This is a genomic window from Lentzea flaviverrucosa (assembly GCF_003350445.1).
Lineage (GTDB): Bacteria > Actinomycetota > Actinomycetes > Mycobacteriales > Pseudonocardiaceae > Lentzea > Lentzea californiensis.
Genome location: NZ_QQAU01000012.1, coordinates 135620 through 160377, shown reverse-complemented (window position 1 = coordinate 160377; position 24758 = coordinate 135620). Strand labels below are relative to the sequence as shown.

At 68.5% G+C, this 24758-nt stretch carries 23 protein-coding genes; 9 read left to right on the top strand and 14 right to left on the bottom strand.

From position 1 onward, the window contains the following. Window positions 1-116 precede the first annotated feature (116 nt). Window positions 117-1082 (top strand): TolB-like translocation protein, encoded by a 966-nt coding sequence (locus DFR72_RS31720; RefSeq protein WP_090068904.1) that lies wholly within the window; start codon window positions 117-119, stop codon window positions 1080-1082. Window positions 1083-1098: 16 nt separating this feature from the next. Here DFR72_RS31720 and DFR72_RS31715 read toward each other — a convergent pair whose 3' ends face one another. Genes DFR72_RS31715 through DFR72_RS31705 form a run of 3 tightly spaced genes read right to left on the bottom strand, consistent with a single transcriptional unit; the run spans window position 1099 to window position 4759 of the window. Beyond that, window positions 1099-2292 (bottom strand): rhamnosyltransferase WsaF family glycosyltransferase, encoded by a 1194-nt coding sequence (locus DFR72_RS31715; protein WP_090068906.1) that lies wholly within the window; start codon window positions 2290-2292, stop codon window positions 1099-1101. After that, on the bottom strand, window positions 2289-3737 hold the full coding sequence (locus tag DFR72_RS31710; RefSeq protein ID WP_090069155.1) for a lipopolysaccharide biosynthesis protein: 1449 nt from the start codon (window positions 3735-3737) through the stop codon (window positions 2289-2291). Before DFR72_RS31710 ends, DFR72_RS31715 begins: the two co-directional genes overlap by 4 nt. Beyond that, entirely contained in the window at window positions 3734-4759 is a 1026-nt protein-coding gene (locus DFR72_RS31705) for a glycosyltransferase (RefSeq protein WP_245983690.1), read from the bottom strand. The genes DFR72_RS31710 and DFR72_RS31705 overlap by 4 nt, the downstream gene beginning before the upstream one ends. A 110-nt stretch (window positions 4760-4869) precedes the next feature. On the opposite strand from DFR72_RS31705, the gene DFR72_RS31700 reads away from it, so the two are divergent. Continuing rightward, window positions 4870-5715, top strand: a complete 846-nt coding sequence (locus DFR72_RS31700) for a glycosyltransferase (RefSeq protein WP_090068910.1) — start codon at window positions 4870-4872, stop codon at window positions 5713-5715. Here the strand turns inward: DFR72_RS31700 and DFR72_RS31695 are convergent. Genes DFR72_RS31695 through DFR72_RS31685 form a run of 3 tightly spaced genes read right to left on the bottom strand, consistent with a single transcriptional unit; the run spans window position 5687 to window position 10803 of the window. Continuing rightward, window positions 5687-6913, bottom strand: a complete 1227-nt coding sequence (locus DFR72_RS31695) for an MFS transporter (protein WP_090068912.1) — start codon at window positions 6911-6913, stop codon at window positions 5687-5689. The genes DFR72_RS31700 and DFR72_RS31695 overlap by 29 nt on opposite strands. Window positions 6914-6960: 47 nt before the next feature. After that, window positions 6961-8784, bottom strand: coding sequence for an asparagine synthase (glutamine-hydrolyzing) (gene asnB / locus DFR72_RS31690; protein ID WP_090068914.1), 1824 nt, complete (start codon window positions 8782-8784; stop codon window positions 6961-6963). 3 nt (window positions 8785-8787) lie between these two features. Next, window positions 8788-10803, bottom strand: a complete 2016-nt coding sequence (locus DFR72_RS31685; protein WP_245983689.1) for a glycosyltransferase — start codon at window positions 10801-10803, stop codon at window positions 8788-8790. Between the two features lie 129 nt (window positions 10804-10932). On the opposite strand from DFR72_RS31685, the gene DFR72_RS31680 reads away from it, so the two are divergent. Then, entirely contained in the window at window positions 10933-12246 is a 1314-nt protein-coding gene (locus DFR72_RS31680; protein WP_245983688.1) for a glycosyltransferase family 4 protein, read from the top strand. Next, window positions 12246-13541, top strand: coding sequence for a UDP-glucose dehydrogenase family protein (locus DFR72_RS31675; RefSeq protein WP_090069157.1), 1296 nt, complete (start codon window positions 12246-12248; stop codon window positions 13539-13541). The genes DFR72_RS31680 and DFR72_RS31675 overlap by 1 nt, the downstream gene beginning before the upstream one ends. Window positions 13542-13669: 128 nt before the next feature. Here the strand turns inward: DFR72_RS31675 and DFR72_RS31670 are convergent, their stop codons facing one another. Beyond that, a complete protein-coding gene (locus DFR72_RS31670) occupies window positions 13670-14371 on the bottom strand; it encodes a PIG-L deacetylase family protein (protein WP_090068922.1) in 702 nt (233 codons plus the stop codon). A 351-nt stretch (window positions 14372-14722) separates the two neighbouring features. On the opposite strand from DFR72_RS31670, the gene DFR72_RS31665 reads away from it, so the two are divergent. Next, entirely contained in the window at window positions 14723-15040 is a 318-nt protein-coding gene (locus DFR72_RS31665; RefSeq protein WP_090068924.1) for a hypothetical protein, read from the top strand. Between the two features lie 62 nt (window positions 15041-15102). On the opposite strand, the gene DFR72_RS31660 is transcribed toward DFR72_RS31665, so the two are convergent. The 3 genes from DFR72_RS31660 to DFR72_RS31650 all read right to left on the bottom strand — a co-directional run bounded on the left by DFR72_RS31660 (window position 15103) and on the right by DFR72_RS31650 (window position 18206). Further along, on the bottom strand, window positions 15103-16203 hold the full coding sequence (locus DFR72_RS31660; protein WP_170176493.1) for a right-handed parallel beta-helix repeat-containing protein: 1101 nt from the start codon (window positions 16201-16203) through the stop codon (window positions 15103-15105). 271 nt (window positions 16204-16474) lie between these two features. Next, on the bottom strand, window positions 16475-17242 hold the full coding sequence (locus DFR72_RS31655; RefSeq protein ID WP_245983687.1) for an enoyl-CoA hydratase/isomerase family protein: 768 nt from the start codon (window positions 17240-17242) through the stop codon (window positions 16475-16477). Between the two features lie 7 nt (window positions 17243-17249). Next, window positions 17250-18206 carry a magnesium transporter CorA family protein gene (locus DFR72_RS31650; RefSeq protein ID WP_177224609.1) on the bottom strand — a complete coding sequence of 319 codons (957 nt, stop codon included), beginning with the start codon at window positions 18204-18206 and terminating at the stop codon, window positions 17250-17252. 69 nt (window positions 18207-18275) lie between these two features. Here DFR72_RS31650 and DFR72_RS31645 point away from each other — a divergent pair, with 69 nt between their 5' ends. Further along, on the top strand, window positions 18276-19601 hold the full coding sequence (locus tag DFR72_RS31645) for a serine/threonine-protein kinase (protein WP_245983686.1): 1326 nt from the start codon (window positions 18276-18278) through the stop codon (window positions 19599-19601). Here the strand turns inward: DFR72_RS31645 and DFR72_RS31640 are convergent. Both DFR72_RS31640 and DFR72_RS31635 read right to left on the bottom strand, forming a co-directional pair. Then, window positions 19586-20440, bottom strand: a complete 855-nt coding sequence (locus DFR72_RS31640) for a hypothetical protein (RefSeq protein ID WP_090068930.1) — start codon at window positions 20438-20440, stop codon at window positions 19586-19588. The genes DFR72_RS31645 and DFR72_RS31640 overlap by 16 nt on opposite strands. Then, on the bottom strand, window positions 20433-20924 hold the full coding sequence (locus tag DFR72_RS31635; RefSeq protein WP_090068934.1) for an RNA polymerase sigma factor: 492 nt from the start codon (window positions 20922-20924) through the stop codon (window positions 20433-20435). The genes DFR72_RS31640 and DFR72_RS31635 overlap by 8 nt, the downstream gene beginning before the upstream one ends. Window positions 20925-21003: 79 nt before the next feature. Between DFR72_RS31635 and DFR72_RS31630 the strand changes: the two genes are divergently transcribed. Together DFR72_RS31630 and DFR72_RS31625 are read left to right on the top strand one after the other, a co-directional pair. Beyond that, window positions 21004-21489 carry a GNAT family N-acetyltransferase gene (locus DFR72_RS31630; RefSeq protein WP_090068936.1) on the top strand — a complete coding sequence of 162 codons (486 nt, stop codon included), beginning with the start codon at window positions 21004-21006 and terminating at the stop codon, window positions 21487-21489. A gap of 31 nt (window positions 21490-21520) precedes the next feature. Next, on the top strand, window positions 21521-22813 hold the full coding sequence (locus DFR72_RS31625; RefSeq protein WP_090068938.1) for a YVTN family beta-propeller repeat protein: 1293 nt from the start codon (window positions 21521-21523) through the stop codon (window positions 22811-22813). Window positions 22814-22840: 27 nt separating this feature from the next. Here DFR72_RS31625 and DFR72_RS31620 read toward each other — a convergent pair whose 3' ends face one another. Beyond that, entirely contained in the window at window positions 22841-23029 is a 189-nt protein-coding gene (locus tag DFR72_RS31620; protein ID WP_030475476.1) for an MbtH family protein, read from the bottom strand. A 111-nt stretch (window positions 23030-23140) separates the two neighbouring features. Between DFR72_RS31620 and idi the strand changes: the two genes are divergently transcribed. Continuing rightward, complete coding sequence (idi, locus tag DFR72_RS31615) at window positions 23141-23728, top strand: isopentenyl-diphosphate Delta-isomerase (RefSeq protein ID WP_090068939.1); 588 nt, start codon at window positions 23141-23143, stop codon at window positions 23726-23728. On the opposite strand, the gene DFR72_RS31610 is transcribed toward idi, so the two are convergent. Then, window positions 23714-24709, bottom strand: a complete 996-nt coding sequence (locus DFR72_RS31610) for a ribonucleotide-diphosphate reductase subunit beta (protein WP_245983707.1) — start codon at window positions 24707-24709, stop codon at window positions 23714-23716. The two genes, idi and DFR72_RS31610, sit on opposite strands and share 15 nt — an antisense overlap. Window positions 24710-24758 lie beyond the last annotated feature (49 nt).

Below are 24758 nucleotides of genomic sequence, written 5' to 3'. Positions count from 1 at the left end.
CGGTCTTGCGAACGCACTGTTCGTAGGGTATCGCCTGCTTTGAAAATCGGGGTGAGCTGCCAACTGTTACAGGCCGTAGCTGGCGGACGATGAAGGAAGGGAATCCAGGAGGCAGCATGCGTGCAGGACGACTGACCGTGACCATCGCGGCCATTCTCGTGGTCATCGGTGGGACAACGGCTTACGTCGTCACGGCGGCCACCGACGCGAACCGGCCGGCGGGCGCCGAGAAGTTGTCGCAGGCCAAGACCGGCGATCTTCTGTTCGTCGATCTCGCGGGTGGTCAGAACCGGGTCGAGAAGCTCGCCGACGGCGGCGCTCGCACCCCGACGGAGCTGGTCTGCCAGCGGTTCTACGCCGCCGGAGGCACGAGCGTGTGCCTCAAGCTGTCCGGTCCCGGCCCGACCTACTCGGCCGAGGTGAGCCGCGGCGGCAAGCCGGTCAAGACCGTTCCGCTGCCGGGCATCCCGAGCCGCGCGAAGGTCTCGCAGTCCGGGAACGTGGTGTCCTGGACCAGTTTCGTCACGGGCGACTCGTACTCGGTGCCCGGTGGCTTCTCCACCCGCACCGGCTTCTACGACCTGCGCACGGGGGAGACGGCCGAGTCGCTCGAACACTTCGCCGCCACTGTGGAGGGTGTCCTGCACGCGGCCAGTGACGTCAACTACTGGGGCCTGACCGTGGCTTCCGACGACAAGACCTTCTACGCGACGCTCGCCAGCGGCGGTTTCACCTGGCTGGTGAAGGGCGACCTGGTGACCAAGTCCGTGACGACGTTGCGCCGTGACGCGGAATGCCCGTCGCTCTCGCCGGACGGCACGAAGGTCGCCTACAAGAAGCGCATCGGCCGCCTCGGGCCGTGGGACCTCGCGGTGCTCGACCTCGCGACCGACACGGAGAAGCGCCTGCCCGGCACGGCCGGCATCGACGACCAGGCGACCTGGCTCACGCCCGGTGAGCTCGCGTTCGCCGCGGTGCCCAAGGACGCCAAGCTCCCGGCCGTTCACGTCGTGCCCGCCGACGGCGCGCACGACGCGAGGGTGCTCATCCCGGACGCCACCTCGCCGTCCCCGGTCATGTGAAGAACGTTCTCGCGAGTCACGTGGAGAGTTCGCGGCGAAGCACCTTCTCCAGCTCATGTCCTGCCGCATCCCAAGAACGTCCCTCCACACTGGACGCGGCCGCACGGGCGACCGCGCCGAAGTCCGGCGATGTGACCACTTCGGACAGAGCACGCGCCAGTGAGTGCGGGGTGGGTGCCGCGTACCGGACGTGGTCGTTGTCCAGGACTACGCGGTTGAAGTGCGCATCGTTCACCACGGGGACGCATCCGGCCGCGAGCATCTCGTGCGGCACCAGCGACACGTTGGTCATCGACAGTGACAACCCGGCGAAGCAGCGGTTGTAGATGGCGTTCAGGTCGTCCGGCGTGACCAGGCCGTGGTCGAGGAACTGCGGCCCGAGGTCGCCGATCTTCTCGCCGTAGACGTGGATCTTGAGGTCGGGGTGCTTCTCGGCGAAGACCTCCAGCGCGAGCACGCCGAGCTCGAACGCCCTGCGCGGTGCCTTGCGCCGCGCGTAGAAGACGATGCCGTCGCGCTCCTCCTCGCCGAGCCGGTACCTGTCGGCGTCGCAACCGAAGTCGAAGTGGTCGGCCGGCATGCCGTGCTCGTCGCGGACCTTGTCGGCGAGGAACCGGCCGGCGGTGAAGCCGTGCATGCCCATCCGGTACGTGTTCTCCGCCAGCGCGTAGAGGCCGCCGGACGGGTAGAACCACGGCTCGTAGTCCTGCACGAGGTAGAACCTCTTGCCCGCGCAGGGGTCGTTGAACGCCGGGTACGCGGTGATCCACGCCGTCGCGAACACCGCGTGGGCGTCCGCCATGCCGTTCGTCACGTCGTGGATCGAGCCCTTGAAGAACGGGAATGCGGCGCGGATGCCCGGTTCGAGGTCGGCGACCGTGTTGCCGAACGTGTCGTACAGGTAGAGCCGGCACTCGTGCCCGAGCGACTCGAGGTGCCGGATGAGCCGGAACATCGTGGTGTGGCCGCCGGAGCCCTTCGACGGGGGAGTGGTGACCCAGTTGACGACGAGCCTGCCGTCCTCGGGGATCGGCGGGACCACCACGGGCTTGCGCACCTCGACGTCGGCCTTGCGGACGTCGTCGAGCCGCACGGGCATTTCCTCGCCCTCGGCACCGAGCCTGCGGGTCGCGGCGGTCAGCAGCCGGACGCCGAGCTGTTTGGCGCCCTGCTCGCGGACGATCTTCGTGACCTGCCTCAGTCGCCTCACGCGTCGGCCCTCTTCTTCAGCACCGCAAGGATTTCGTGTCTCATCGGGAACACCACCAGCGCGTAGGCGAGACACGACAGCGCGCCGCCGACGAGGATCTGCAGCACCTCGCTGTCGATCATGTTCCGGACCACGAGCACGACGGCGACCATCAGCACACCGCCGAGAAACGGCCGGAGCAGGCGCGTGCCGAGCGCTCCGGCGCGGATTCCGTAGGGTTTGAAGGTGATCAGGTACGCGGGCGTGATGATCAGCACCGCCACGACCACGTGGGCCGCCGCGACACCCCGGATGCCGTCGAGGTGAGCACCCAGCGCCAGCAACGGCACCAGCGCGCCGATCCAGACCACGTGGATCACGAGGATCGCTCGCGACCGGCCAGCCGACGCGAGGAAGTCGTAGCCGAGCTCGAGGGCGACCCGGACGGCGCCGAGCAGCACCAGCAACGCCAGGGCGGCGGCCGCGGGAGCCCAGCGCTCGCCGTAGACGACGCGGATGAGCGGTTCGGCCAAGGCGGCCAGCAGCACGCAGGCGGGCACCGTGACGAGCGCCAGGAGGCCCAGAGCACGTCCGAACGATCTCTGGAACAGCTCGGGATCCTCGCGGACCTTCGAGAACGCGGCCAGCGACACGCTGCGGACCGGAGCGCTGAACGCCGCTACCGGCCAGCTCGCGAGGTTGAACGCCAGCAGGTAGAAGCCCAGCGGGACGGTGCCGAGCATCGCGCCGACGACGATGTAGTCGACGTTCATCACGCCCAGGACCAGCAGGCTCGACCCGGCCAGCGGCAGTCCGAACGCGAGCAGTTCCTTGGCCTGCACCCGGTTCCAGCCGGGGCGGAACCTCTCCTTGGTGAGCCAGAACATGATGACCGCGGCCGAGAGGTTCTGCGCGATCCGCTGCCACGCGAGGCTCCACGCGCCGAAGCCCATGAGCGCCAGCACGACCGCGACGGCCGTGCCCGCGACGAACGCGGCGGTGTCGGCGTAGAACTTGTGGTCCTGCCGGAAGTTGCGCTGCATCAACGCGCCGGGCACCGCCGTCGCGCCGGCGATGACCAGGGCGATCGACATGAGCTGGATGATCCCGGCGGCTTCCGGGGCGTCCATGGCGTTGGAGAACCAGGGCGCGCCGAGCACGCAGATCAACGCCAGCAGACTGCCGGACGCGAGGGACAGCGTCGTGACGGTCGGCGCCATCTCGTCGATCGGGCCGTTGTGGCGGACCAGCGCGGCGCTGACGCCGAGCTCGGAGACGCTCAGCACGATGTTGAGCACGACCAGGGCGACCGCGAACACACCGAACTGCTCGGGTGCGATCAGGCGGGCCAGCAGGATGCTGATGCCGACCGCGGAGAGGCGTTGCAGGAGAGAGTTGATCGCACTCCAGCGGATCGCCGAGGAGACCTTGCCCTCGAGCTGACCCGTGTCCTCCTGCGTCGTCACCACTCGCCCCGCCACTTCCACCGCTGCGTCCCGATGAACAACTTCGCCCTCTTGTAGGCGTGTGGCGCGAGGAAGAGTTGCGTGCGGCTCAGAAAAGAGGGGCTGAACTTCTGGCGTCGCAACAGAGCGCGATGCTCCGGTAGCTCTTCGAGGTCCGGGTAGGTCTCGCGGGCGAAGTCGAGGAGCTCCTTCTCGGTGCCGTCGAGCTGGTCGCGGTCGTGCAGCCGGACCGCCCGCCACAGCGCGTCGGCGGCGATCGCCTTGTGCGCCAGCGTCCTGAGCCGTGCGGGCAGGTTCGGGTTCTGCTCCAGCACCAGGTCGAACACGTCACGGCGCTGTTCCAGGTCGGCGAACACCGACTTGAACGTCGTGCGCATCATCGAGTTCTCGTGCACCCGGTAGTACGCGCCGGGCCTGCCGCTGACGTAGCCGATGTCGGACACGGCCGCGATGCGCAGCCACATCTCCAGGTCGCCGGCGTGCGGGAGGTCGGAGCGGTAGCCGCCGACCTTCTGCTGGACCTTGGTGCGCACCACGACCTCGGGCGAGGAGATCACGTTGCGACTGCTGCGGAAGCGGTTCTCGATCCACTCCTCGCCCCGCCAGACCTTCGACCTGACCGGAAGCTGAGTGACCCTCGGCAACGCGTTGTGGTCGCTGTAGTAGACGACGCGGCCGTAGACCATGCCCACTTCGGGGTTCTGCTCGAAGACCTCGGCCGCGCGTTGCAACGCTCCCGGCGCCAGCAGGTCGTCCGCGGACAGCAGCACCGTGTAGTCGGCGGTCGCCCAGTCCAGCAGTCCCTCGTTGTAGGTGGCGATGTGCCCTTTGTTCACCTCGTGCCGGTAGCCCTCGACGCGCTTGTCGGCGGCCATCAGTTCGGCCATCACCTCAGGCGTGTTGTCCGACGACGTGTCGTCGATCACAAGCACCCGCACGTCGACACCGGGCTGGTCGAGGACGCTGCGGACGCAGGCCGGTAGGAAGTGGGCGTAGTTGTAGCAGGGGATCACGACGTCCACTGTGGGAAGCGTTGGCACAACCTGAGTATCGGTACCGCCCGGCATTCGTTAGCGCCGCAACGTTTTGGTCTCGTCAGGCGATGTAGGCCATGACCGGAGTAAGGGGAGTCATGGCCGACCACGTCATCCTGACGCGCTTCAACCTGCCTTCGAAGGGGGCCGAAAGTTACGTCCGGGCAAAAGAAGGATGGCTGACCGAACGCGTTGCGCTGTTCGAGCGCTACTGCCTGCCATCGGTGCTCGCGCAGACGGACGAACGGACGCGTTGGCTCATCTATTTCGACCCCGAATCACCACAATGGCTCAAGGACAGAATCGCCTCACACGGTGACGCGTACACGCCCGTTTACCGTCCGGAAGTCTCGCGGGAAGAACTGAGGTCGGACATCCGGTCGCTTTTCTCCCAGACCGGTTCCGAGCTGATCACCACGAACCTGGACAACGACGACGGTCTCGCGGCCGACTTCGTGGAACGGCTCTGCGCGGCTCCCCGGCCCACGACCACGGCGGCGTACTACCTGGTCAACGGGCTGATCAAGTCTCCTGGCGGGCTCTACCACCGGGTCGACCGGCACAACGCGTTCGTCTCGGTCCGCGAGTCCTGGGACGCGCCGGTGACGTGCTGGGCGCACTGGCACAACCACATGCACCTCCACTTCCCCGTGGTGGAACTGGGCGGGGCGCCGGGCTGGCTGCAGGTCGTGCACGGCGGCAACGTGTCGAACCGCACACGCGGCCGGCTCGTCTCGCCCGAGCCCTACAAGACGGCGTTCGGGAACTCGCTGGACGACGTCTCCGCACCGGGCACGATCGCCGTGGCGCAGGACCGTCTGGTGGACCAGCCGGTCCGGTTCCTGCGCGACTCCGGGCGGGTGGCCGCCAAGAACGCGGCCATGAAGGTCCTCGGCAAGGGCGGCTTCGAGAAGATCAAGCAGAAGCTGGCTGCTCGCGGTTGATGCCGTAAGCGAGGACGAGCGTCACGGTGAGTGCTGCCAGCGCCACCGTGATGCTCGTCCCGAAGCTCGAGAACTGCAGCAGCAGTCCAAAGGCGACAGACGAGACCAAACGGCCCAGCGCCTGCCCGGTCTGCACGACGCTCAGGCCGGAGGCGCGCAACGACTCCGGTGCCGTCTCGCTCACCTTGGCCGACAGCACGCCGTCCGTCGCCGCGTAGAACAGGCCGTGCAGCAGCAGCGCCGCGATCGCGACCCCCATGCCGCCCTCGGGGATGAACAGCAGCGCGTACACGCCGAGCAGCAGCGCGTGGCCGGAGAGGAACATCCGCCAGCGCCCCACCCGGTCCGACAGCTTCCCGAGCGGCGCGGCGGCGACGAGGAAGACGACCGCGGTGCCGAGCGGCAGCAGCGGCAACCAGCCGAGCGGGATGTTCGTCGCCTTCTGCACCAGCACGTAGACGAAGGCGTCCGACACGGTCGCGAGGCCCAGCATCCCGGCGGAGATGGTCGTCCGGCGGAACTGCCTGTCGGTGAGCAGGTTCAGCCCGGCCCGGAACGACGGCCGCGGCCCCTTCGGCTTCTTGTCGGTCGGCGTGTCCCGCACGAACGCGATGAGCACGATCAACCCGATGACCGCGAACGCCGCCGACACCGCGAAGATCGGCCCCGGCACCGTCCCGATCTGGAAGAGCAGCAGGAACGTGATGAGCGGGCCCAGCAGCGCACCGAACGTGTCCATGCTCCGGTGCACGCCGAACGCCGCACCGAGCCGGTCTTCCGGCGTGGCCAGGGAGATCATCGCGTCACGGGGAGCGGTCCGGATGCCCTTGCCCGCCCGGTCCGCCGCCATCAGCGCGCCGATGCCGAACGGCGAGGCGCCGACCAGCGGGAAGAACACCTTGGTCGCGGCCGACAGCCCGTAGCCCGCGGCCGCGACGGCCTTGGGTTTGCGGAACCTGTCGGAGACGCTGCCGCCGACCAGGCGCAGCACCGCCGTGGCGCCTGTGTAGATGCCGTCCAGCAGGCCGAACTGCGCGTAGCCCAGGTTCAGCGTGAACAGCAGGTACACCGGAAGGAACGCGGTGATCATCTCCGCGGAGATGTCGGTCAGCAGGCTGACCGTGCCGAGCGCGAAGACCGTGCCCGGCAACCGCTTGCGGAAGTCGGTCTTGGACGGGCGGGAGGAGGCGACGTACATCGGTCACCCACCTGCCCCGGAGAGGAAATCCCTGTTCATGGACCGTCCTACCAGCTGAGCGTTTGGTGCCACACCTCTAGAGACAGCAGCGTCCAGATGCGCGGCTGCTCGTTGCGGTCACCCGAGTCGTGGTCGTCGAGCAGTGAACGCACTGCCGTGCGGTCGAAGGTCTTGCCCACGAACGACGTGGGCCCGGTCAGCAGGTCGTAGGCCATGTCGCGCAGGCCGTCGCGGAACCAGGCGTCGAGCGGCACCTTGAAGCCGGACTTCGGCCGGTCGACGATGTCGGCCGGCAGGTGCTTGCGCGCCACCTCCTTCACGACCCACTTGGTCGTGCCGCCGCGGACCTTCACGTTGCTGGGCAGCGAGAACGCCAGCTCAGCCACGCGGTGGTCGAGGAACGGCGGGCGGAGCTCCAGCGAGGCGGCCATCGACATGCGGTCGCCGCGCTCGAGGAGGTTGTCGGCGAGCCAGGTGTGCGAGTCGGCGTAGAGCATGCGCCGCAACGCGTCCCCGCGCCCGTTCTCGTACGGCGCCAGCACCGAGCGGGTGGCGGGGCCGCCGAGCAGCGCTGCCCGTTCGGACACCGTGAAGGGTGCGAACCAGCCGCGCATGCGTTCGGCGTAGGACGGTTCGGAGATGGCGCGCAGAGCGACGCCCAGCCGTGCCTTGGAGGCGGGCAGGGCCTTCTCCAGGCGCTTCAACGCGAACGAGGGCGCGATGCCGGCGAGCCGGGTGGCCGCGGCGAAGCGGTACTTGGGGTATCCGCCGAACAGCTCGTCGCTGCCCTCGCCGGACAGCACGACCTTGACGTCCCTGCGGGCCAGCTCGGCCAGCCGGAACACGGCCACGTCGGCGGGTTCGGAGAGCGGCGCGTCGCGGTGCCAGGAGAGCTTGGCCCAGCTGTCGCGGAAGTCGTCGGCGGTGACGATGACGTTGTGGTGCCGGCTGCCGACGAGCCCGGCGACCTTCTCGGCGTGGTGGATCTCGTCCACGCGCGGGTCGCCGAAGCCCGCGGAGAACGTGTGCAGCTCCGCGTCACCCCGTTCCCGCGCCACCAGCGCCGTGATGAGCGACGAGTCGACGCCGCCGGACAGGTAGGCGCCGACCGGCACGTCCGCGACCAGGGCGTCGCGCACGGACGCGGTGAGCGCCTCGTCCACGAGCCGCACGGCCTCCTCGGGCGTGACCTGCCTGATCTCCGACTCGCGCGGCAGCTCCCAGTACGCCTCGGTCCGCACCTCGCCCTTGGCCGTCACGACCAGGTGGTGGCCCTGCGGCACCTTCCGCACGCCTCGGACCAGCGTGTGCGGCGCGGGCACCGAACGGTGCGCCAGGTAGTCGTGCAGCGACTCGTGGTCGACCTCGGCCGCGCCGATCGCGGGCAGCAGCGCCTTGATCTCGGACGCGAACGCGAACATCTTCGAATCCGCGTAGTAGTACAGCGGCAGGATGCCGAGCCGGTCGCGGAACAGGTGCGTCTCGCCGGTGTGGGCGTCGTGGATCGCGTAGGCGAACTGGCCGCGCAGCTTGGCCACCGCGGACGGGCCGTGCTGTTCGTACAGAGCCAGCAGGACCTCGGTGTCGCCGTTCGTGCGGAACGGGTAGGACAGCTCGGTGCGCAGCTGCCGGTAGTTCAGGATCTCGCCGTTGAACGCGATCGTCGTCGTGCCGGACGCGCCCGCCATCGGCTGCGGGGACCCGGCCAGGTCGATGATCGACAGCCGGGTGTGCGCGAAGCCGATCGAACCGTCGGAGAAGAACCCGTTGTCGTCGGGCCCGCGGTGGTGCAGCCGTTTCGCCATCTCGGCGAGGACCTCACGCGAGACGGGGGCGCCGTCGAACCGTCTGATGCCTGCGATACCGCACATGTCCTAGCGCTCCCCGGAAGAGGACTTTTCGGCGATCTGCATGAGCTCACGGGCACGGGAGTCCCACGACGAGGCCAGCACGGCCGCGCGGCGTTCGGCCGGGGTCTTCAGGCCGCCGTCCTTGAGCGTGAGCCGGATCTGGTCGATGAAGTCGGCCTCGCCGTGGGCGATCCGGATGACGTCGCCGTAGCGCTCGACCTCGGGGAAGTCCGTCGACACGACGGCCAGGCCCAGGGCCAGGTACTCCTTCATCTTGATCGGGTTCGCGTGCTTGATCCAGTCGTTGTCCAGCCACGGCATCAGCGCCACGTCGAACCCGGAGCCGTAGCCGGGGATCTGGTCGTAGGACCGGAAGTCCAGCCAGTGCACGTTGGGGTACTTCTCGTAGCGCTCCATCGAGCAGGTCGCGTCGCCGATCAGCACGACCGACGCCTCGGGGAACTCCTGCGCGACCTTCTCGATCAGGTCGAAGTCCACCAGGTAGTCGTCGAGGCTGCCGAAGAACCCGATGCGCGGGCCGGGGATCGACGCGATGTCCGCGGGCAGTTCGGTGCGGCGGGTGAAGTGGCCGACGTCCACGCCGTGGTCGAGGAAGTGCGCGCGGTCGCCCGTCAGCGCTGATTCCTCGTCCTGGAGCGCGCGGCTCACGTACAGCACGGTGTCCGAATTGGACAGCAGCTGGTTCTCCAGCGCGGCGATCGTGCCCTGGTCGGCCTCGGGGAACGCCGAGTGCCGGTCGGAGCGGTTGAAGATCAGGCCCTTGGTCTTCATGGGCTTCACGACGTCCCACGCGGTGGGGATCGTGGCGACGACGACAGGCGTCCCCATCCGCAGGAAGAAGCAGACCGCCTTCACCTGGGTGCGGACCAGGACCGAGTTGAGCTTGCGCAGCCACGGCTTGCCGTAGAACGGCAGGGGAGCGGGCGTCATCACGTAGAAGTTCGGCGTGTCCTCGATGGGACGGCGCACGAGCTTCGCGACGCTCATGGCCTTGCGGAAGATCCGGCGCAGGAACTGCGTGCTCTTGCCGGGCGACGGCATCCGCAGGCCGATGCTGTTGACCAGCAACACCTTGCGGTGCTTGGCGACGCGGCGCAGCAGCTGGAAGTCCGAGTGGGCGCGGTTGTGGTACCACCAGTCCTGCGCGGAGAAGCACAGGTAGCTGGGGCCCTCGGAGGCCACTTCCTCCGGCCAGCGGCGCATGCGGAAAAGCCCCTTCAACGCGGTGCGGTGCTTCGGCGAACGCGCGCGAAGCCCTTCGTTCACGACGATGGCGAGCCACATGAAGAACGCGGCGAACCGCCCGTGCAGTTCGCGGTGCAGGCGGACCTTGTTCGAGGTGAGCATCGACCACAGCCGCGCGTTCGTGGAGACCTCGCCGCCGATGTGCGTGACCACCGCGCGCGGCTCGAACCAGACGCCGCCGGCACGGATCATGTACTCGGTTTCCTCCGAATAGAGGAAGTAGCGTTCGTCCAAAAGGCCGTGCTTCTCGATGACCTCGCGCTTGACCAGCCACGCGCAGCCCGTGGCCCAGTGGGCGGCGTGCGCCCCCTGGTAGGCCTTGGCGTCCGTGACGGTCTCGCCCAGCCCGATCCGCCCGGCCCTGGTGCCGCCGATGAGGGCTTCCGCGAGGGCGCCGGTGGCGGACGGCTTGCGGCGCAGCGAGTAGGAGAGCGCGCCGCTCTCGTCGACCAGACGAGGCACGACGATCGGCTTGCCGGCAGCGCGCAGTGATTCCACGGCTCCTGGGTGCAACCGGATGTCGGCATTCAGGATCAGGACGTCGTGACCCTCGGCGGCTTTGACGCCCAAATTCACTCCGGCGGCGTATCCGCCGTTGACCGGACTGCGCAGAATTTCCACGCCGGGTCGAGTGGCGGCCGCCACAGTGCCATCGGTCGAGGCGTTGTCGACGACGATCACCCTCACGTCGTCCGGCAACGAGTCCAGGCATCCCGCGATGACCTGTTCGCTCTGGTAAGTGACGATGACCACCGCGACAGGTGACCGCTCCACAACCGCTCCTCGCATTTGGGTCTCTTCGCGCTACATCGAGTGCTTTGCAACCTCCGTTACGAGATTCGCGCCATGTGTAACCGTTTTGCCCTCTAAAACGAGAACCAGAGCGTGACGTCATCGCCTCACGTGTTGATCATCGTGCAGAACCTCCCCGTACCGCTGGACCGCCGGGTGTGGCTGGAATGCCGTGCCCTGACCAACGCCGGGTACGAGGTTTCGGTGATCTGCCCCAAGGGTCCGGGTGATCCCGCTTACCAACTCCTCGACGGAGTGCACATCTACAAGTACGCTCCGCCGCCCCAGGCCGAAGGCGCGCTGGGCTATGCGTGGGAGTTCCTGTACTGCTGGGTGCGCACGGCGTTGCTGAGCGTGAAGGTGCGTGCCCGCAGGCGGTTCGACGTCATGCAGGCGTGCAACCCGCCGGACACGTACTGGGCCCTGGCGCTGCTGTGGCGGCTCGGTGGCGTGAAGTTCGTCTTCGACCACCACGACCTCAACCCCGAGGTCTTCCTGTCGCGCTTCGGCGAGCCCAAGGGTGTCGCGGGCAAGGCGCAGTACCGGATCCTGAAGTGGCTGGAGCGTCGCACGTTCCGCACGGCCGACCGGGTGACGTCGACCAACACCTCGTACCAGAAGATCGCGTGGACGCGCGGCGACGTGCCGCCCGAGCACACCACCGTCGTGCGCTCCGGCCCGGACACCACCGTGATGCGGCCTGTCGAGGGCGTGGACGAGCTCCGACGCGGCGGCAAACATCTGGTGGCGTATCTCGGAATCATGGGACCCCAGGACGGCGTCGACGGGGTCCTGGAAGTCGCACGGAGAGTTGTCTTCGACCACGGCCGCACCGACGTCAGGTTCGCGCTGCTGGGCTTCGGCGACTGCCTCGAGGACCTGAAGAAGCAGGCCACGGCCTGGAAGCTCGATCCGTACGTCGAGTTCACGGGACGTGTCGGGCCCGAACAGATCAGCCGCTACCTGTCGACCTCGTCGGTCGGACTGGGCCCGGATCCGTTGTCGCCTTTGAACGACGTGTCCACTATGAACAAGACCATGGAGTACATGGCCTACGCGCTGCCGGTCGTCACGTACCGGTTGCAGGAGACCGTGGTGTCCGCCGGCGAGTGCGCCGTGTTCGTCGAGCCGGGTGACGTCGAGGCGTTCACGACGTCGCTGCTCGACCTGCTCGACGACGCCGAACGCCGCGCGCGCCTCGGCTTCGAGGGCCGGCGCCGCTGCGAGGCGGAGCTGGACTGGCGCCCGCAGGCCGAGAACTACGTGGCGGTGTTCGACGGGCTCACCGGTTTCGCCTCGCGCGGCCCGTTCCCCGACGGCAGGCCCGAGCTCGGCGCGGGCACCGACCAGTGGGGCAACAAGTTGATCGACGTGAGCGACGACGCCGCGCTCCGCGCGTTCGCCGTGAACCGAACGGGAGAATGATGTTCGTCAGAAGGATCGCTGTCGTCGGCACCGGCTACGTCGGTCTGACCACCGGTGCCTGTCTCGCCTCGCTGGGTCACCGCGTGGTGTGCGCGGACGTCGACGCGGGCAAGGTCGAGCGCCTCTCGCGCGGTGAGGTCGACATCCTCGAACCGCGTCTCGCCGAACTGGTCGCCGAGGGTCTGGCCTCCGGTCGCCTCTCGTTCGTGCTCGGCGCGTCGGCCGCGGTGGCCGACGCCGAGGTCGTGTTCCTGTGCGTGCCCACGCCCATGGGCGTGGGCGGCATCGCGGACCTCGCGGCCGTCGAGTCCGTTGTGGACGAGACGCGCGACCTGCTGCCGTCCGGCACCGTGATCGTCAACAAGTCGACCGTGCCGGTCGGCACCTCGATCCGCACCGCCGAACTGCTGCGCCGCGACGACGTCGCCGTCGTCTCGAACCCCGAGTTCCTGCGCGAGGGCTCGGCCGTGCACGACTTCCTGAACCCGGACCGCATCGTCGTCGGCTGCGACCAGCAGGACGCGGCCGAGCGCGTGGCCGCCCTGTACGCACGCCTCGGCGCGCCCACGGTCCTGACCGACGCGGCCTCGGCCGAGATGGTCAAGTACGCGGCGAACTGCTTCCTCGCGATGAAGCTCTCGTACGTCAACGCGGTCGCGGAACTGTGCGAGCGCCTCGGCGCGAACATCACCGACGTCACCGAGGGCATGGGCTACGACAAGCGCATCGGCCAGGCGTTCCTGAACCCCGGCCCCGGCTGGGGCGGCTCGTGCCTGCCCAAGGACACGCACGCGATGCTCCAGGTCGCGGACGCCGCCGACTTCGAGTTCCGCCTGCTGCGCGCCACGATCGACACCAACGAGCGCCAGCGCCAGCGGATGGTCGAGAAGGTCCGCCTGGCCGTCACCGGCAAGCGCGGCGGCTCGCTGTCCCACGTGCGCCTGGGCCTGCTGGGCCTGACGTTCAAGGCCGGCACGGACGACCTGCGCGACTCCCCGGCCCTGGCCGTGGCCGCGCTGCTGAAGCAGGCGGGCGCGGAGCTCGTCGGCTACGACCCGGCACTCACCGGCGGCACGGACCTCGGCCCGGTGTCCGTTGTGGACGATCCGTACCAGGCGGCCAAGGACGTCGACGCCCTCGTGGTGCTGACCGAGTGGCCGGAGTTCCGCTCGCTCGACTGGGCGCGCCTGGCCGAGACCGTGCGGCAGCCCGTGGTCGTCGACACCCGCAACATCCTGGACCCGGACGTCATCCGCCGCGCGGGCCTGACCTGCACGTCGCTGGGTCGCCGCTAGGCGGTGTCTGACGATTTCGTCCGGTGAGAGGCGCGGGCGAGCGATCCGCGGACGGTGTCGCCGCCTAGTCCACTTGAGACAGACCAGCTCAGCAGGGGCGTTCGCCGTTCACGGCGGACGCCCTTCGCTCACCACCGAGGCAGATCCGGCCCGTGGTGCGTGATGCCGGCGAAGAGGTCGGTCTCGGGCAACGGCGCGTTCGTGGTGTCGATCGCGCGGATGTAGGACTCGGCCGCGAACCGCTGCTGCGCCGTCAGCTTCCCGATCAGCGACTGGCTTTCGTAGCAGTGCAACGCCTTGCGCTTCACGTCGGCCACCGCGGACGTGTCGATCGTCGTCGTGGCAAGGCTGTCGTGCGCTTCCAGGTACAGCTTCGCCGGAATTCCGGTCTCCTTGACCGCGTGCTGCGCGACGCGTGCCGCGTGGACGTGGTCGCGGTGCTGGTGCGGGTTGTGGTGGTCGTGCGTGACGACGACCTGAGGCCGGAAGTGTTCGATCAGCGCGGCCACCCGTCCCGCCGCCGTCTCGACGGGGATCGAGCAGAAGGCGCCGGGCGGAACCTGACCCGTCTCCCCGGAGTCGTGATATCCCAACAGTTCCAGGTCTGTGATGCCGAGCACGTCGCACGCCGCGTTGAGCTGCGCCCTGCGCCGTGCCGCCACCGCCTGGGGGTGGTGGTTCAGCTCGCCGGGCTTGACGCCGCCGGGCATGTCGCCCAGCTCGCCGCTCGTACACGTGACGAGGACGATCCGCACGCCCTGGCGGGCGTAGTGGGCCAGGATTCCTCCGGTCGACCGCGACTCGTCGTCGGGGTGAGCGTGGACGGCCATCAAGGTTCTCGGTCCATCGAACTGCACGCGGGGAAGTTACCTCGAAACCATTGTCCCGCCGGGGAGCGACTTGCCGTCTGGCCTGAAGCCGCACGAACTCACACAACACCTGCGCGGGCAGGTCGAACGCGTGCACGCGTACGCCCGTGCGCGCAAGAGCGGTTCAGGTGGAAGTCCACATCTGTCCGACTGACCACTTTGGTGCTTTCGGCGGTGTCCGCTTTGGAGCCGTTCTTCGCGTCAGGTCTGGGACTCGCTCAGCGGGCGGTGGCTGAAGTCGCGCGACAACGGCTGAGCGGGTGCCGCGGCCGGTAGAGTCGATCTCCGCTGTCCGAGGATCAGGGGGGTCTCATGTCGGACGCTTGGGCTTTGCTGATACCCGTCACCGCTCTCGTGGTGATCGTGCTCGGTGGGATCGCCGTGATGAAGCTGCAGAAGTCCTTGTTCGGCGCGCTGGGCACACGCACGTCGGACACGGCACCCCCTGCTTCGCCTTTCGCGACGTTCCAGCAGTCGCCGAACGAGAGCCGGGAGGATTTCGTTCGCAGGCACTGGCAGCGCCCCGGCGTGGTGGCCGACGGCGTGACCCTGGTCGATCTCTACGACCGCATCCGGGCCCTCGAGGAGCGCCTCGCCGAGGCCGAGCGCCGTTCCGGGGGCACCGCCTGACAGAGCCCGCACACCGCCTGCGCCGCCGGCGGGGGCTCGGCGGCGCAGGCGGTCACAGGCGACTAGGGAGTGCCCGTGGGCTTGCCCTTGGCGTCGGGCGCGGCGGCGTCGTGCAGGAAGTTGTCCTGCCACACCGCCCACTTGTACGAGGCGCCCTTCTGGCTCACGTAGGCCGCGCCCCACCCGGTGCCGGTGAAGCGGTTGTTGACGGCCTTCATGTTGCGGCCGTAGACGTTGTCGAAGCCCGACTCCAGGCCGAGCTGGTAGCCGCCGCCCTCCAGCAGGTTGCCCTCGACGGTGACGTTGTCGATGTCGCCGCCGTAGGTCTGGATGAACAGGGCACCGGTGTCGTTGCCGGTGGAACAGTCGATGCGGTTGTTGCGGAACGTCAGGGTGCGGCCCGCGTTCTTGTCGAGCGGGAAGTCGCGGACCGTGGCGCCGTCGTTGTGCGACTCGCCGTCCGAGCGCAGGCCGCGGACGTAGTTGCCCTCGGCGAGGCCGCTCAGCGAGCTGCCGGTGTTGAAGAAGCAGATGCCGGAGCCCATGCCGCTGATGTAGTTGCGCTGCAGGGTCCCGACGCCGAGGAACGCGCAGGAGCCCGCGATGGTCTTGGCCGGGAGGGCCGAGCCGTCGATGTTCGAGTCGCGGATGGTGACGGGGGCGCCCGTCACCTGGCAGGAGTTGCTGCCGCACGGGCCGTTCGTCGTGATCAGCGGTGCGGTCTCACCGAGCCTGGTGGGGCGGATGCAGGACTTCTCGACGGTGATGTTGCCCGCGAACAGCGTCAGTGCCTGCTCGATGCGCTTGCCGGAGATCACGGTGCCGGCGGCGGGGGCGCCGGGTCCGGTGTAGAGCGGCAGGGAGTCGCAGTTCAGGCCGTGCGCGGCGAGGCCGGTGTTGCCCTGGGTGAGCTTCCAGCCGGGGGCACCGGAGGGGGCGGGGCTGTTGGCCGGGGGCTTCACCGGGCCGTTGGTGGCGGACTTCGTGGTCGAGCTGGGTGCCGCCGAGCTGCTCGGGGCGGCGGAGGAACTGCTGGGGGCGCTGGTCGAGGTGGCGCTGGTGCTGCTGTCCGCCACGGGTGTCGGTTGGGCCGCCTTGGTCGGGGAGCAGGCGGCCAGCACGATGACACCACCGGTCAGCAGTACGGCCAATCTCAGTCTCACGGCTGGTTCTACCTCCACGCGTGTTCACGACGGGGGACCGTGAACTCGCTAATTGTGTCGTCGGCCGTTGCGGAATGTGTACAGAACTCGCGCGACGGAGTTTCGTACGGGGCCGTTGAACGGTCAGCACACTGCACGGCACGACGGGTGGAGTCAAGCGGATCTCCTTGTGGCGCAACATCATCTTCCGCCTGGAAGGGAATGGTCGCTCCGCTTGAGCAGGTAGATCACGGTTTTATCACCGAGCCATATGAATTTTTGATGTGTGAGATCAGCGACCGATGAAAGACGCGCGGCCGGGACCGTCCGTGAGGAAGCTGTGCACAGCGCGTGGCAGGTCCTCGGTCTCGAACAACGCCGACGCGATCGTCGTGACGTGGGCGTCTGCCTCCGGGACACCACCGTTCTCGAAATGCGCGAGCACCTGTTTGGTCGCGAAGTGCGCCTGCGTCGGACCGGTCGCGAGCGAGAGGGCGAACTGTTCTGCCGCGAGCGCGAAACCCTCGTCCGGAAACACCCGGTTGACGACGTTCCAGCGTTCGAGGGTCGCCGCGTCGTAAAGGTCGCCGGTCATCACGAACTCCTTCGCGCGACCCACGCCCGCCCGTGCCGCCAGCCGCTGCGTACCGCCCATCGTCGGCGTCAGGCCCACCACCTTCTCGACCAGCCCGAAGCGCGCCGACGACGCGGCCAGGATCAGGTCGCACGCCACCGCCAGCTCGAAAGCCCAGGTCAGGCACAGCGCGTGCGCGGCGAAGACGGTCGGGATCGGCAGCGCGGCGAGGCGCTGCGGCAGCAGGAGCATGCGGTCGAACAGCTGCTGTGCCTCCTCGCGGTACTCCTGCGCGGCGAACAGTGACACGTCCACGCCGCCCGACACGACCCGGCCCGAGGCGTTGACCAGCAACGCCCGCGCGTCTCCCAGCTCGTCCAGGGCCTCGTGGAACTCCGCGTCGAGGTCGAGGGAGTAGAGGTTGAGCGGCGGCGCGTCGATCGTGATGATCGCGAGCTCGTCGCGGCGGGTCAGGTGGATCTTCACAGGTGGCTCACAACCAATCGCGGCGCTTGAACATCAGGTACAGGAAGTAGGAGAGGCCGAAGATACCCAGCGTGGCGACCCAGACGCCCCACTTCTGCTCGAAGCCGGGGTACGGGACGTTCATGCCGTAGTAGCCCGAGATCGCCGTCGGCACCGCGATGATCGCGGCCCAGCTGGTGACCTTCTTCATGATCGAGTTGAGCCGGTTGCCCTGCACGGCGACCTCGGCCTCGCGCAGGTTCGTGATCAGCTCCCGCATCGACTCGGTCAGCTCGGCCGTGAACAGCGTGTGGTCCTTCACGTCCAGGTAGTACGGCATCATCACGTCGTCCACGAGGTCGTGCTCGCGGTGCAACAGCGACCCCAGCACCTCGCGCATCGGCAGCGCGACACGCCTGAGCTGCACCAGGGCGCGCCTGAGCTGCAACGCCTTGCGTCCGACGTGCGGCTTCTCGTCGTAGATGCGGTCTTCCAGCGCCTCGATGTCGTCGTCGAGGGCCTGCGCGGCTGCGTAGTGGCTGTCCGCGACGTCGTCGAGCAGCCCGTGCAGCAGGAACCCGACGCCCGACGAGGCCAACTGCGGCGCGCTGTCCCACCGCCGCTCGAGGCCCTCCAGGGCGTAGTCCTCACTTTCGCGCACCGTCACGAGCGCATTCCGCGCCACGAACACGTCGACCTCGCACGTCTTGATCTCGTGCTTCTCGTACCGGACCGAGTACACGGAAAGGAACAGGTGGGTGGGATAGCGGTCGACCTTCGGGCGCTGCCGTTCGGAGAACGCGTCCTCGATCGCGAGCGCGTGCAACCCCAGTTCGTCGCGCAGCAGACCTATCTCGTCTTCGGACGGCGCGCAGAGGTCGAACCACACGACAGCGGAGTGATCTTCGAGACGCCCGGCCACCTCCGCGACGGGAAAGTCCCTGTCCACGAGTTCGCCGTTGCGGTACAAGCGGGTCCGACCCATGGGTGACAACGATACGTAGATCTACTCAGATGTGAGGTTTCAGCCCGAGTTCCCGCTACCCTCGATCCGGTGAAGGTGGACCAACCACAGCGCATCGGGGACTACCTGCTCTTGGGCAGGCTTGGCCGTGGTGCCATGGGAACGGTCTACCTGGGACAAGGCAGCGACGGACGCCAGGTCGCGGTCAAGGTCGCGCGCGCCGAGCTGGCCGACGACCCGCGTTTTCGCGAGCGGTTCCGCCGCGAGGTGCAGATGGCCCGCGCGGTCGGCAGCGCCGGCACGGCGGCGGTCGTGGACGCCGACACGCGCGCGCCCCGCCCGTGGATGGCCACGGAGTACGTGCCCGGCCCGACGCTCCAGGAGGCCATCGAACGGCACGGTCCGTTGCCGGAGCACCATTTGAGACGCCTCGCCGAAGGTCTGGCCGAGGCGCTCACCGCCATTCACCGGGCAGGCCTGGTCCACCGCGACCTCAAGCCGTCCAACGTGCTCCTCGGAGCCGACGGCCCTCGCGTCATCGACTTCGGCATCTCGCGCGCGATGGAGCACACGGCGCTGACGGAGACCGGCATGGTCTTCGGCACGCCCGGCTTCCTCTCGCCCGAGCAGATCACCGGCCAGGACGTCGCGTCCCCGAGCGACGTCTTCGCCCTCGGTGCCGTGCTGGTCTACGCGGCGACGGGCAGGGGCCCGTTCGGCGAGGGCCCGACCGCGACGCTGCTCTACAAGGCCGCCCACGGCGAACCGGACATCGACGGCGTGCCCAAGCCGCTGCGGCCGCTGGTGCAGAAGTGCATGCACCGCGACCCGGCCAAGCGCCCGGAACCGGCCGAGGTGACGCGCCTGCTGTCCCAGGTCGTGACGCCGAAGGCGCCGACGAGCAAGATGCCCGCCCCGATGACGCCGGCCGCCGCGACGTTCTCGACGTCGCGGTTCGTGCCGATGGCGTGGGGCGGCCTGAACCTCGCCGTGGCCCTGCTCGCCGCCGCGATCGCCGACCCGGCCGCGCAGGCGAACGGCGCCACGCAGCTGCTGGCGCTGGCCGCGTTCTGCGTGCTCATCGTGCGCGCCGTGCGGTACTTCAGCGCCGCCGCGCGCCGCAAGGTCGTGATCGAGATCAGCCGCGAGGGCATCGCCACGACGCGCAACGGCAAGTTCCACCAGTACTGGTGGTACGAGCTCGCACGGGTGCGCGTCGTGCCGCACAAGAAACGGCCGTGGGTCGTCGTCTGGCTGAAGGACCCGGCACCACGCCGCTTCTTCGGCGCGCACCACGGCGGTGTGCGGGTGTTCCCGATCGCCCACGAGCGCACCAGGAGGCGGCGCGAGCGCGACGTCGCCGAGCTGCGCGCCGCCCTGGCCTGGTACCTGCCGCGGAGCTACGACGGCCGCTGATCGGTCCACTCGTGGGTGATGGTGACCGAGGTCGTCACCGTGTCCGCCGGGATCCGCGGGTCTTTCGACCCGCGCTCCTCCATGCCGGTGACCTGGCCGGTCGCCGGGTCGATGGTGAACAGCCTGGTGCCGCCGTCGGCCGTCACCTTCCCGTTGTCCCAGTGGACCTGGGGGGACTCGGCGATCCTGCGGTACAGCGCGGCCTTCTCCTCGTTCGTGGTGAACGGTGAGAGCATCGCGGCCGTGGCGTCCTCCAGCCTTCGCCCCGGCTCGGTGCTCAGCGGCTGTCCGGCGGTCTCCTCCTTGCACGGGGTGCTGGCGCAGAACGACTCCCACAGTGAAGGGTTGCGGGAGTGGTTGGTGAAGTCCTCGACGGGGCGGCGCGCACCCACGACCGGCCGCTGGCCGCCGGTCGGCCTGCGGTAGATCACGACCATCTCGTCGCCGGCGGTGGGCAGCCACACGACGTACTCGAACTCGATCGCCGAGGACGCGTACGGGTCGCCCACTCCCATCACCTGCCAGATGCGGTAGGTGATGCGCTGGTACTTCGCCGCCGGCCGCTGCGCCACCTCCAGCATCGTGGCGGCCTCCTGCAACGAGGCCGCGGGCTTCACCGGCAGCGTCGCGGGCGCGTCCCGCGAGACCGGCCGCAGCAGCACCACGAGCCCGGTGATCATCACCACCGCCACGGCCGCCGCCGCGACGCCCACCCACCGTCGTGAGCGGGACCGCGGCTTCTCGGCGAACAGCTGCTCGCGCAACCGGGCCAGCCGCACGTCGTCGCTCGCCCGCACCGGGTACAGCTCGGCGAGGTCGTCGTCCAGCACGTCACGCATGTTCCACTTCCTTCAGCTTCGCGCGCAGGCGGTGCAGACGGGACCGGGCGGTGCCGGGGTTGAGGTCGAGGGCCTCCGCGGTCTCCTGCACGCTCAGACCGGCCAGCGACACGAGCAGCACCAGGTCGCGGTCGGTCTGGGACATCCGGGCCAGCTCGCGGGCGATCCGGCGCAGGTGCGCGCGGGAGTCGATGCGGGTGACGACCGTGTGCTCCAGCGACTCGGCGACACCGAGGTCGACGCCGTACCGCTCGGAGGTGCGCAGCAGGCGGGTCTCGCGCTTGGCGTGCCCGCGCAACAGGTTCGTGGCGATGCCGTAGAGCCAGCCGACCACACTGCCCTTCTCCGGGTCGTAGCCCTCCTCGCCGCGCATGGCGGCCAGGAAGGTCTCGCTGACGAGGTCGTCGGCCACGTCGGTGCCCACCCGCCGCGCCAGATATCGGTGCAACGGGTGGGCGTGCTCGTCGAACAGCTCCGCGAACATCACGCCCCCAGTTGGCTTCTCGCGGCACCGGTGTTGCAGTGACCTGAATCACAGTGGACGGCCTTTCGATGATGGTCCCATGACCAACTGGACCGTGACGGCCACCGCCGCCGCGCAGTCGCCGCTCACCCGCGAGTACAACGCGGAGATGATCAGCCGCTACTGGGGCCGGCCGACGAACGACGCCGAGATCGACGCGTACGAACGCGACGAGCAGGACCACGACGTGCCGGTGTTCCTCGTCGTGTCGCGCGATGGCAACGATGTCGGCTGTCTGGGCATGCGCTTCCTCGACAACGGTGTCGGTGAGCTGACCCGGATGTTCGTCCGCGCGCCGTTCCGCGGGCAGGGCGCCGCGTCGGCGTTGCTAGCCGCGATGGAGGCCGAGGCGAAGGCGCGCGGCATCACGACGTTGCGGCTCGACACCCGCGAAGATCTCGTGGAGGCGAGGAGTCTCTACGCCAAGCACGGCTACGCGGAGATTGCTCCGTACAACGCAGCCGAGTACTCCGACCACTGGTTCGAGAAACGGCTAACGTCCGCTCGTCCGGTCGCGATGTCCTGAAGGGTCGGGATGACTCGCAGGAGGCATTGAAATGCGGTTGCGTCCACTGGTGATGGCGGTTGCCGTCACCTCGGCACTGGTGGTGACCCCGGCCCAGGCGGCACCCGCCGGCCGGGTCCTGGGGTACGTCGCCAACAACGGCGGCGGGGTGTCGGTGATCGACACGGCCACGAACGCGGTGTCCACGACGATCGCCGACGGCGGCGGCAGTTCGCCGTACATGGCGGCGGTCGCGTTCGACGGAACTCGCGGCTACGTCACGAACTCCGTGCAGAACACGCTGACGGTCATCGACACGCCGACCAACACGGTCGACAAGTCCATTCCCGTCGGGACCCAGCCCGCGGGCGTCGCGGTCGCCCCCGGTGGCGGCTTCGTCTACGTCACCAACTACCTGGGCGGCACGGTGTCCGTGGTCGACACGGCCACGCTGACGGTCACCGCGACCGTCGCGGTCGGCTCGAACGCCGACGGTGTCGTCGTCACGAAGGACGGTTCGGCCGTCTACGTCACGCACGACCTCCCGGGGCCGGGCAAGGTCTCGGTCATCGACACGACGTCCAACACCGTCGTCGCCTCGATCGGCGTCGGCAACGCGGCGACCGCCATCGCGGCCTCGGCGGACGGCAAGCGGATGTACGTGGTCAACAAGGGTTCGGACAGCGTCTCCGCCATCGACGTCGCCTCGCGCACCGTCGTCGGCACCGCGTCCGTCGGCTTCACGCCGCACGGCATCGCGCTGACGCCGAACGGAACCCGCGCGTACGTGACGAACAGCGAGTTCGACTCGGTGTCCGTCGTGGACCTCACGACGATGACCGAACTGCAGAAGATCTTCGTCGGCGACCGCCCGATCAGCGTGGCCCTCACGCCCGACGGTGCGAGCGCCTACGTCACGAACTTCAACAGCAACTCGGTGTCGATCATCGACACGGCGTCCAACGCGGTCACCAGCACCATCGCCGTGGGCCAGCGCCCGGTGGGCATCGCGATCAACTTCGTGCCGCCCGCCACGTCGAAGCTCGTGGGCGGGTCCGCCCAGCTGCAGTTGCGGCTCCTCGGTTTCACGGTCCGCTCGCTCGACGCGACGCTGACCGACAAGCACACCGGGGCGCCGGTCGCCGGCCAGCAGGTCGTCTTCCGCACGGTGAAGGGCAACCCGCTCTGCACCGCGACGACCAACTCGTCCGGCAAGGCCACCTGTGACGCGCAGGTGTCGCTGCTGGTCGGTCTCTCCACGCTGCTGCAAGGCTTCACGGCCTCGTACGCGGGCAACAACGAGCACGGCGGTGCCTCTTCGCACGGGCACATCGCATTGCTCTAGTGGTGTGACAGTGGTGGTGGACCTTCGCTAAGCCGCCATCGGCACGTCGAACCGGAGCGCGTCCACGTAGTCCGCACAGGACTGCCTGGACGCGACTCCGTGGACGACCTGCCAGCCGGCGGGCACCTGCAGCACCGCGGGCCAGATCGAGTACTGGCCCGTCGGGCTGACCAGCACCAGGAACATGGTGTGAGCCTGTGCGAACGGGGAAGTCATGCCCCCAGAGTGACCTGCGACACCTATGGTCCGGCTATCTCCCCGCTCAAGCTCACCCGACCGCGCGGTTCCCGATCTCGGCCCGCGTGTGATTACGTGGTGCCCGTGACTGTGGAACAGGTGGTCCTCCTGGCCGAGGACGGTTCGGCCATCGGCGTCGAGGACAAAGCAGTGGTGCACCACGCGGAAACCCCGCTGCACCTGGCGTTCTCCAGCTACGTCTTCGACTCGGCGGGCAACACCGTGCTCACCCGCCGCGCACTGCACAAGAAGACCTTCCCCGGTCTGTGGACGAACACCTGCTGCGGCCACCCCCTCCCGGAGGAGGACATGGCCCAGGCCGTGCTGCGGCGCCTGCGCGACGAGCTCGGCATGAAGGTCTCCGAACCCGAACTGCTGCTGCCGGCCTTCCGCTACCGCGCGGAGATGGACGGCGTCGTCGAGAACGAGATGTGCCCGGTGTTCCGCGTGCTGTCCGACGACGAGCCGGTCCCCAACCCGGACGAGGTCGACTCGACCGAGCGGGTTCCGTGGAGCGAGTTCGCCGCGAGCGTGCTGGACGGCACGCGCGAGATCTCCCCGTGGTCCCGCCTGCAGGTCGCCGCGCTGGTGGAACTGGGACCCGATCCGCTGGCGTGGCCGGTGGCGGACCGGGCCGGGCTCCCCAAAGCCGTGAGGCTCAGCTCACCACTCCAGTGATCCGCCGTTCTGGTACTCGATGACCCGGGTCTCGAAGAAGTTCTTCTCCTTCTTCAGGTCCATCATCTCCGACATCCACGGGAACGGGTTCTCGGTCGGCTCCCACACCGGCTCCAGGCCGAGCTGTGCGCACCGGCGGTTCGTGATGAACCGCATGTACTGCTCGCACAGCTCGGCGTTGAGGCCGAGGATGCCGTTCGGCATGGTGTCGCGGCCGTAGGCGATCTCCAGCTCACAACCCTCCGCGAGCATGGTCCGCACCTCCTCCTGGAACACGTCGCTCCACAGGTGCGGGTTCTCGATCTTGATCTGGTTGATCGCGTCGATGCCGAAGTTCAGGTGGATCGACTCGTCGCGCAGGATGTACTGGTACTGCTCGGCGATTCCGACCATCTTGTTGCGGCGGCCGAGCGACAGGATCTGCGCGAAACCGGTGTAGAACCACATGCCCTCGAACACCACGTAGAACGCCACGAGGTCCTTGAGGAACGCCTGGTCCGTCTCCGGCGTGCCGGTCCTGAACTCCGGGTCCTCCAGGTGCTGCGTGAACTGCAACGCCCAGGCCGCCTTGTCCGTGATGGACGGGATCTCGCGGTACATGTTGAACAGCTCGCCGTCGTCGAGGCCGAGCGACTCGCAGACGTACTGGAACGTGTGGGTGTGCACGGCCTCCTCGAAGGCCTGCCGCAGCAGGTACTGGCGGCACTCCGGGTTCGTGAGGTGGCGGTACACCGCGAGCACGATGTTGTTGGCCACCAACGACTCGCTGGTCGCGAAGAAGCCCAGGTTGCGCTTGATCATCAGCCGTTCGTCGTCGGTCAGGCCGCCCGAGGAGGGCGCTGTCTTCCAGAGCATGATGTCGGCCTGCATGGAGACCTCGGTCGGCATCCACGCGTTGTTGCAGCCGGCCAGGTACTTCTCCCACGCCCAGTGGTACTTCAGCGGCAGCAGCTGGTTGACGTCGGCGCGACAGTTGATCATCGCCTTGTCGTCGACGGAGACGCGCGCGGCGCCTGCCTCGATCAGGTTC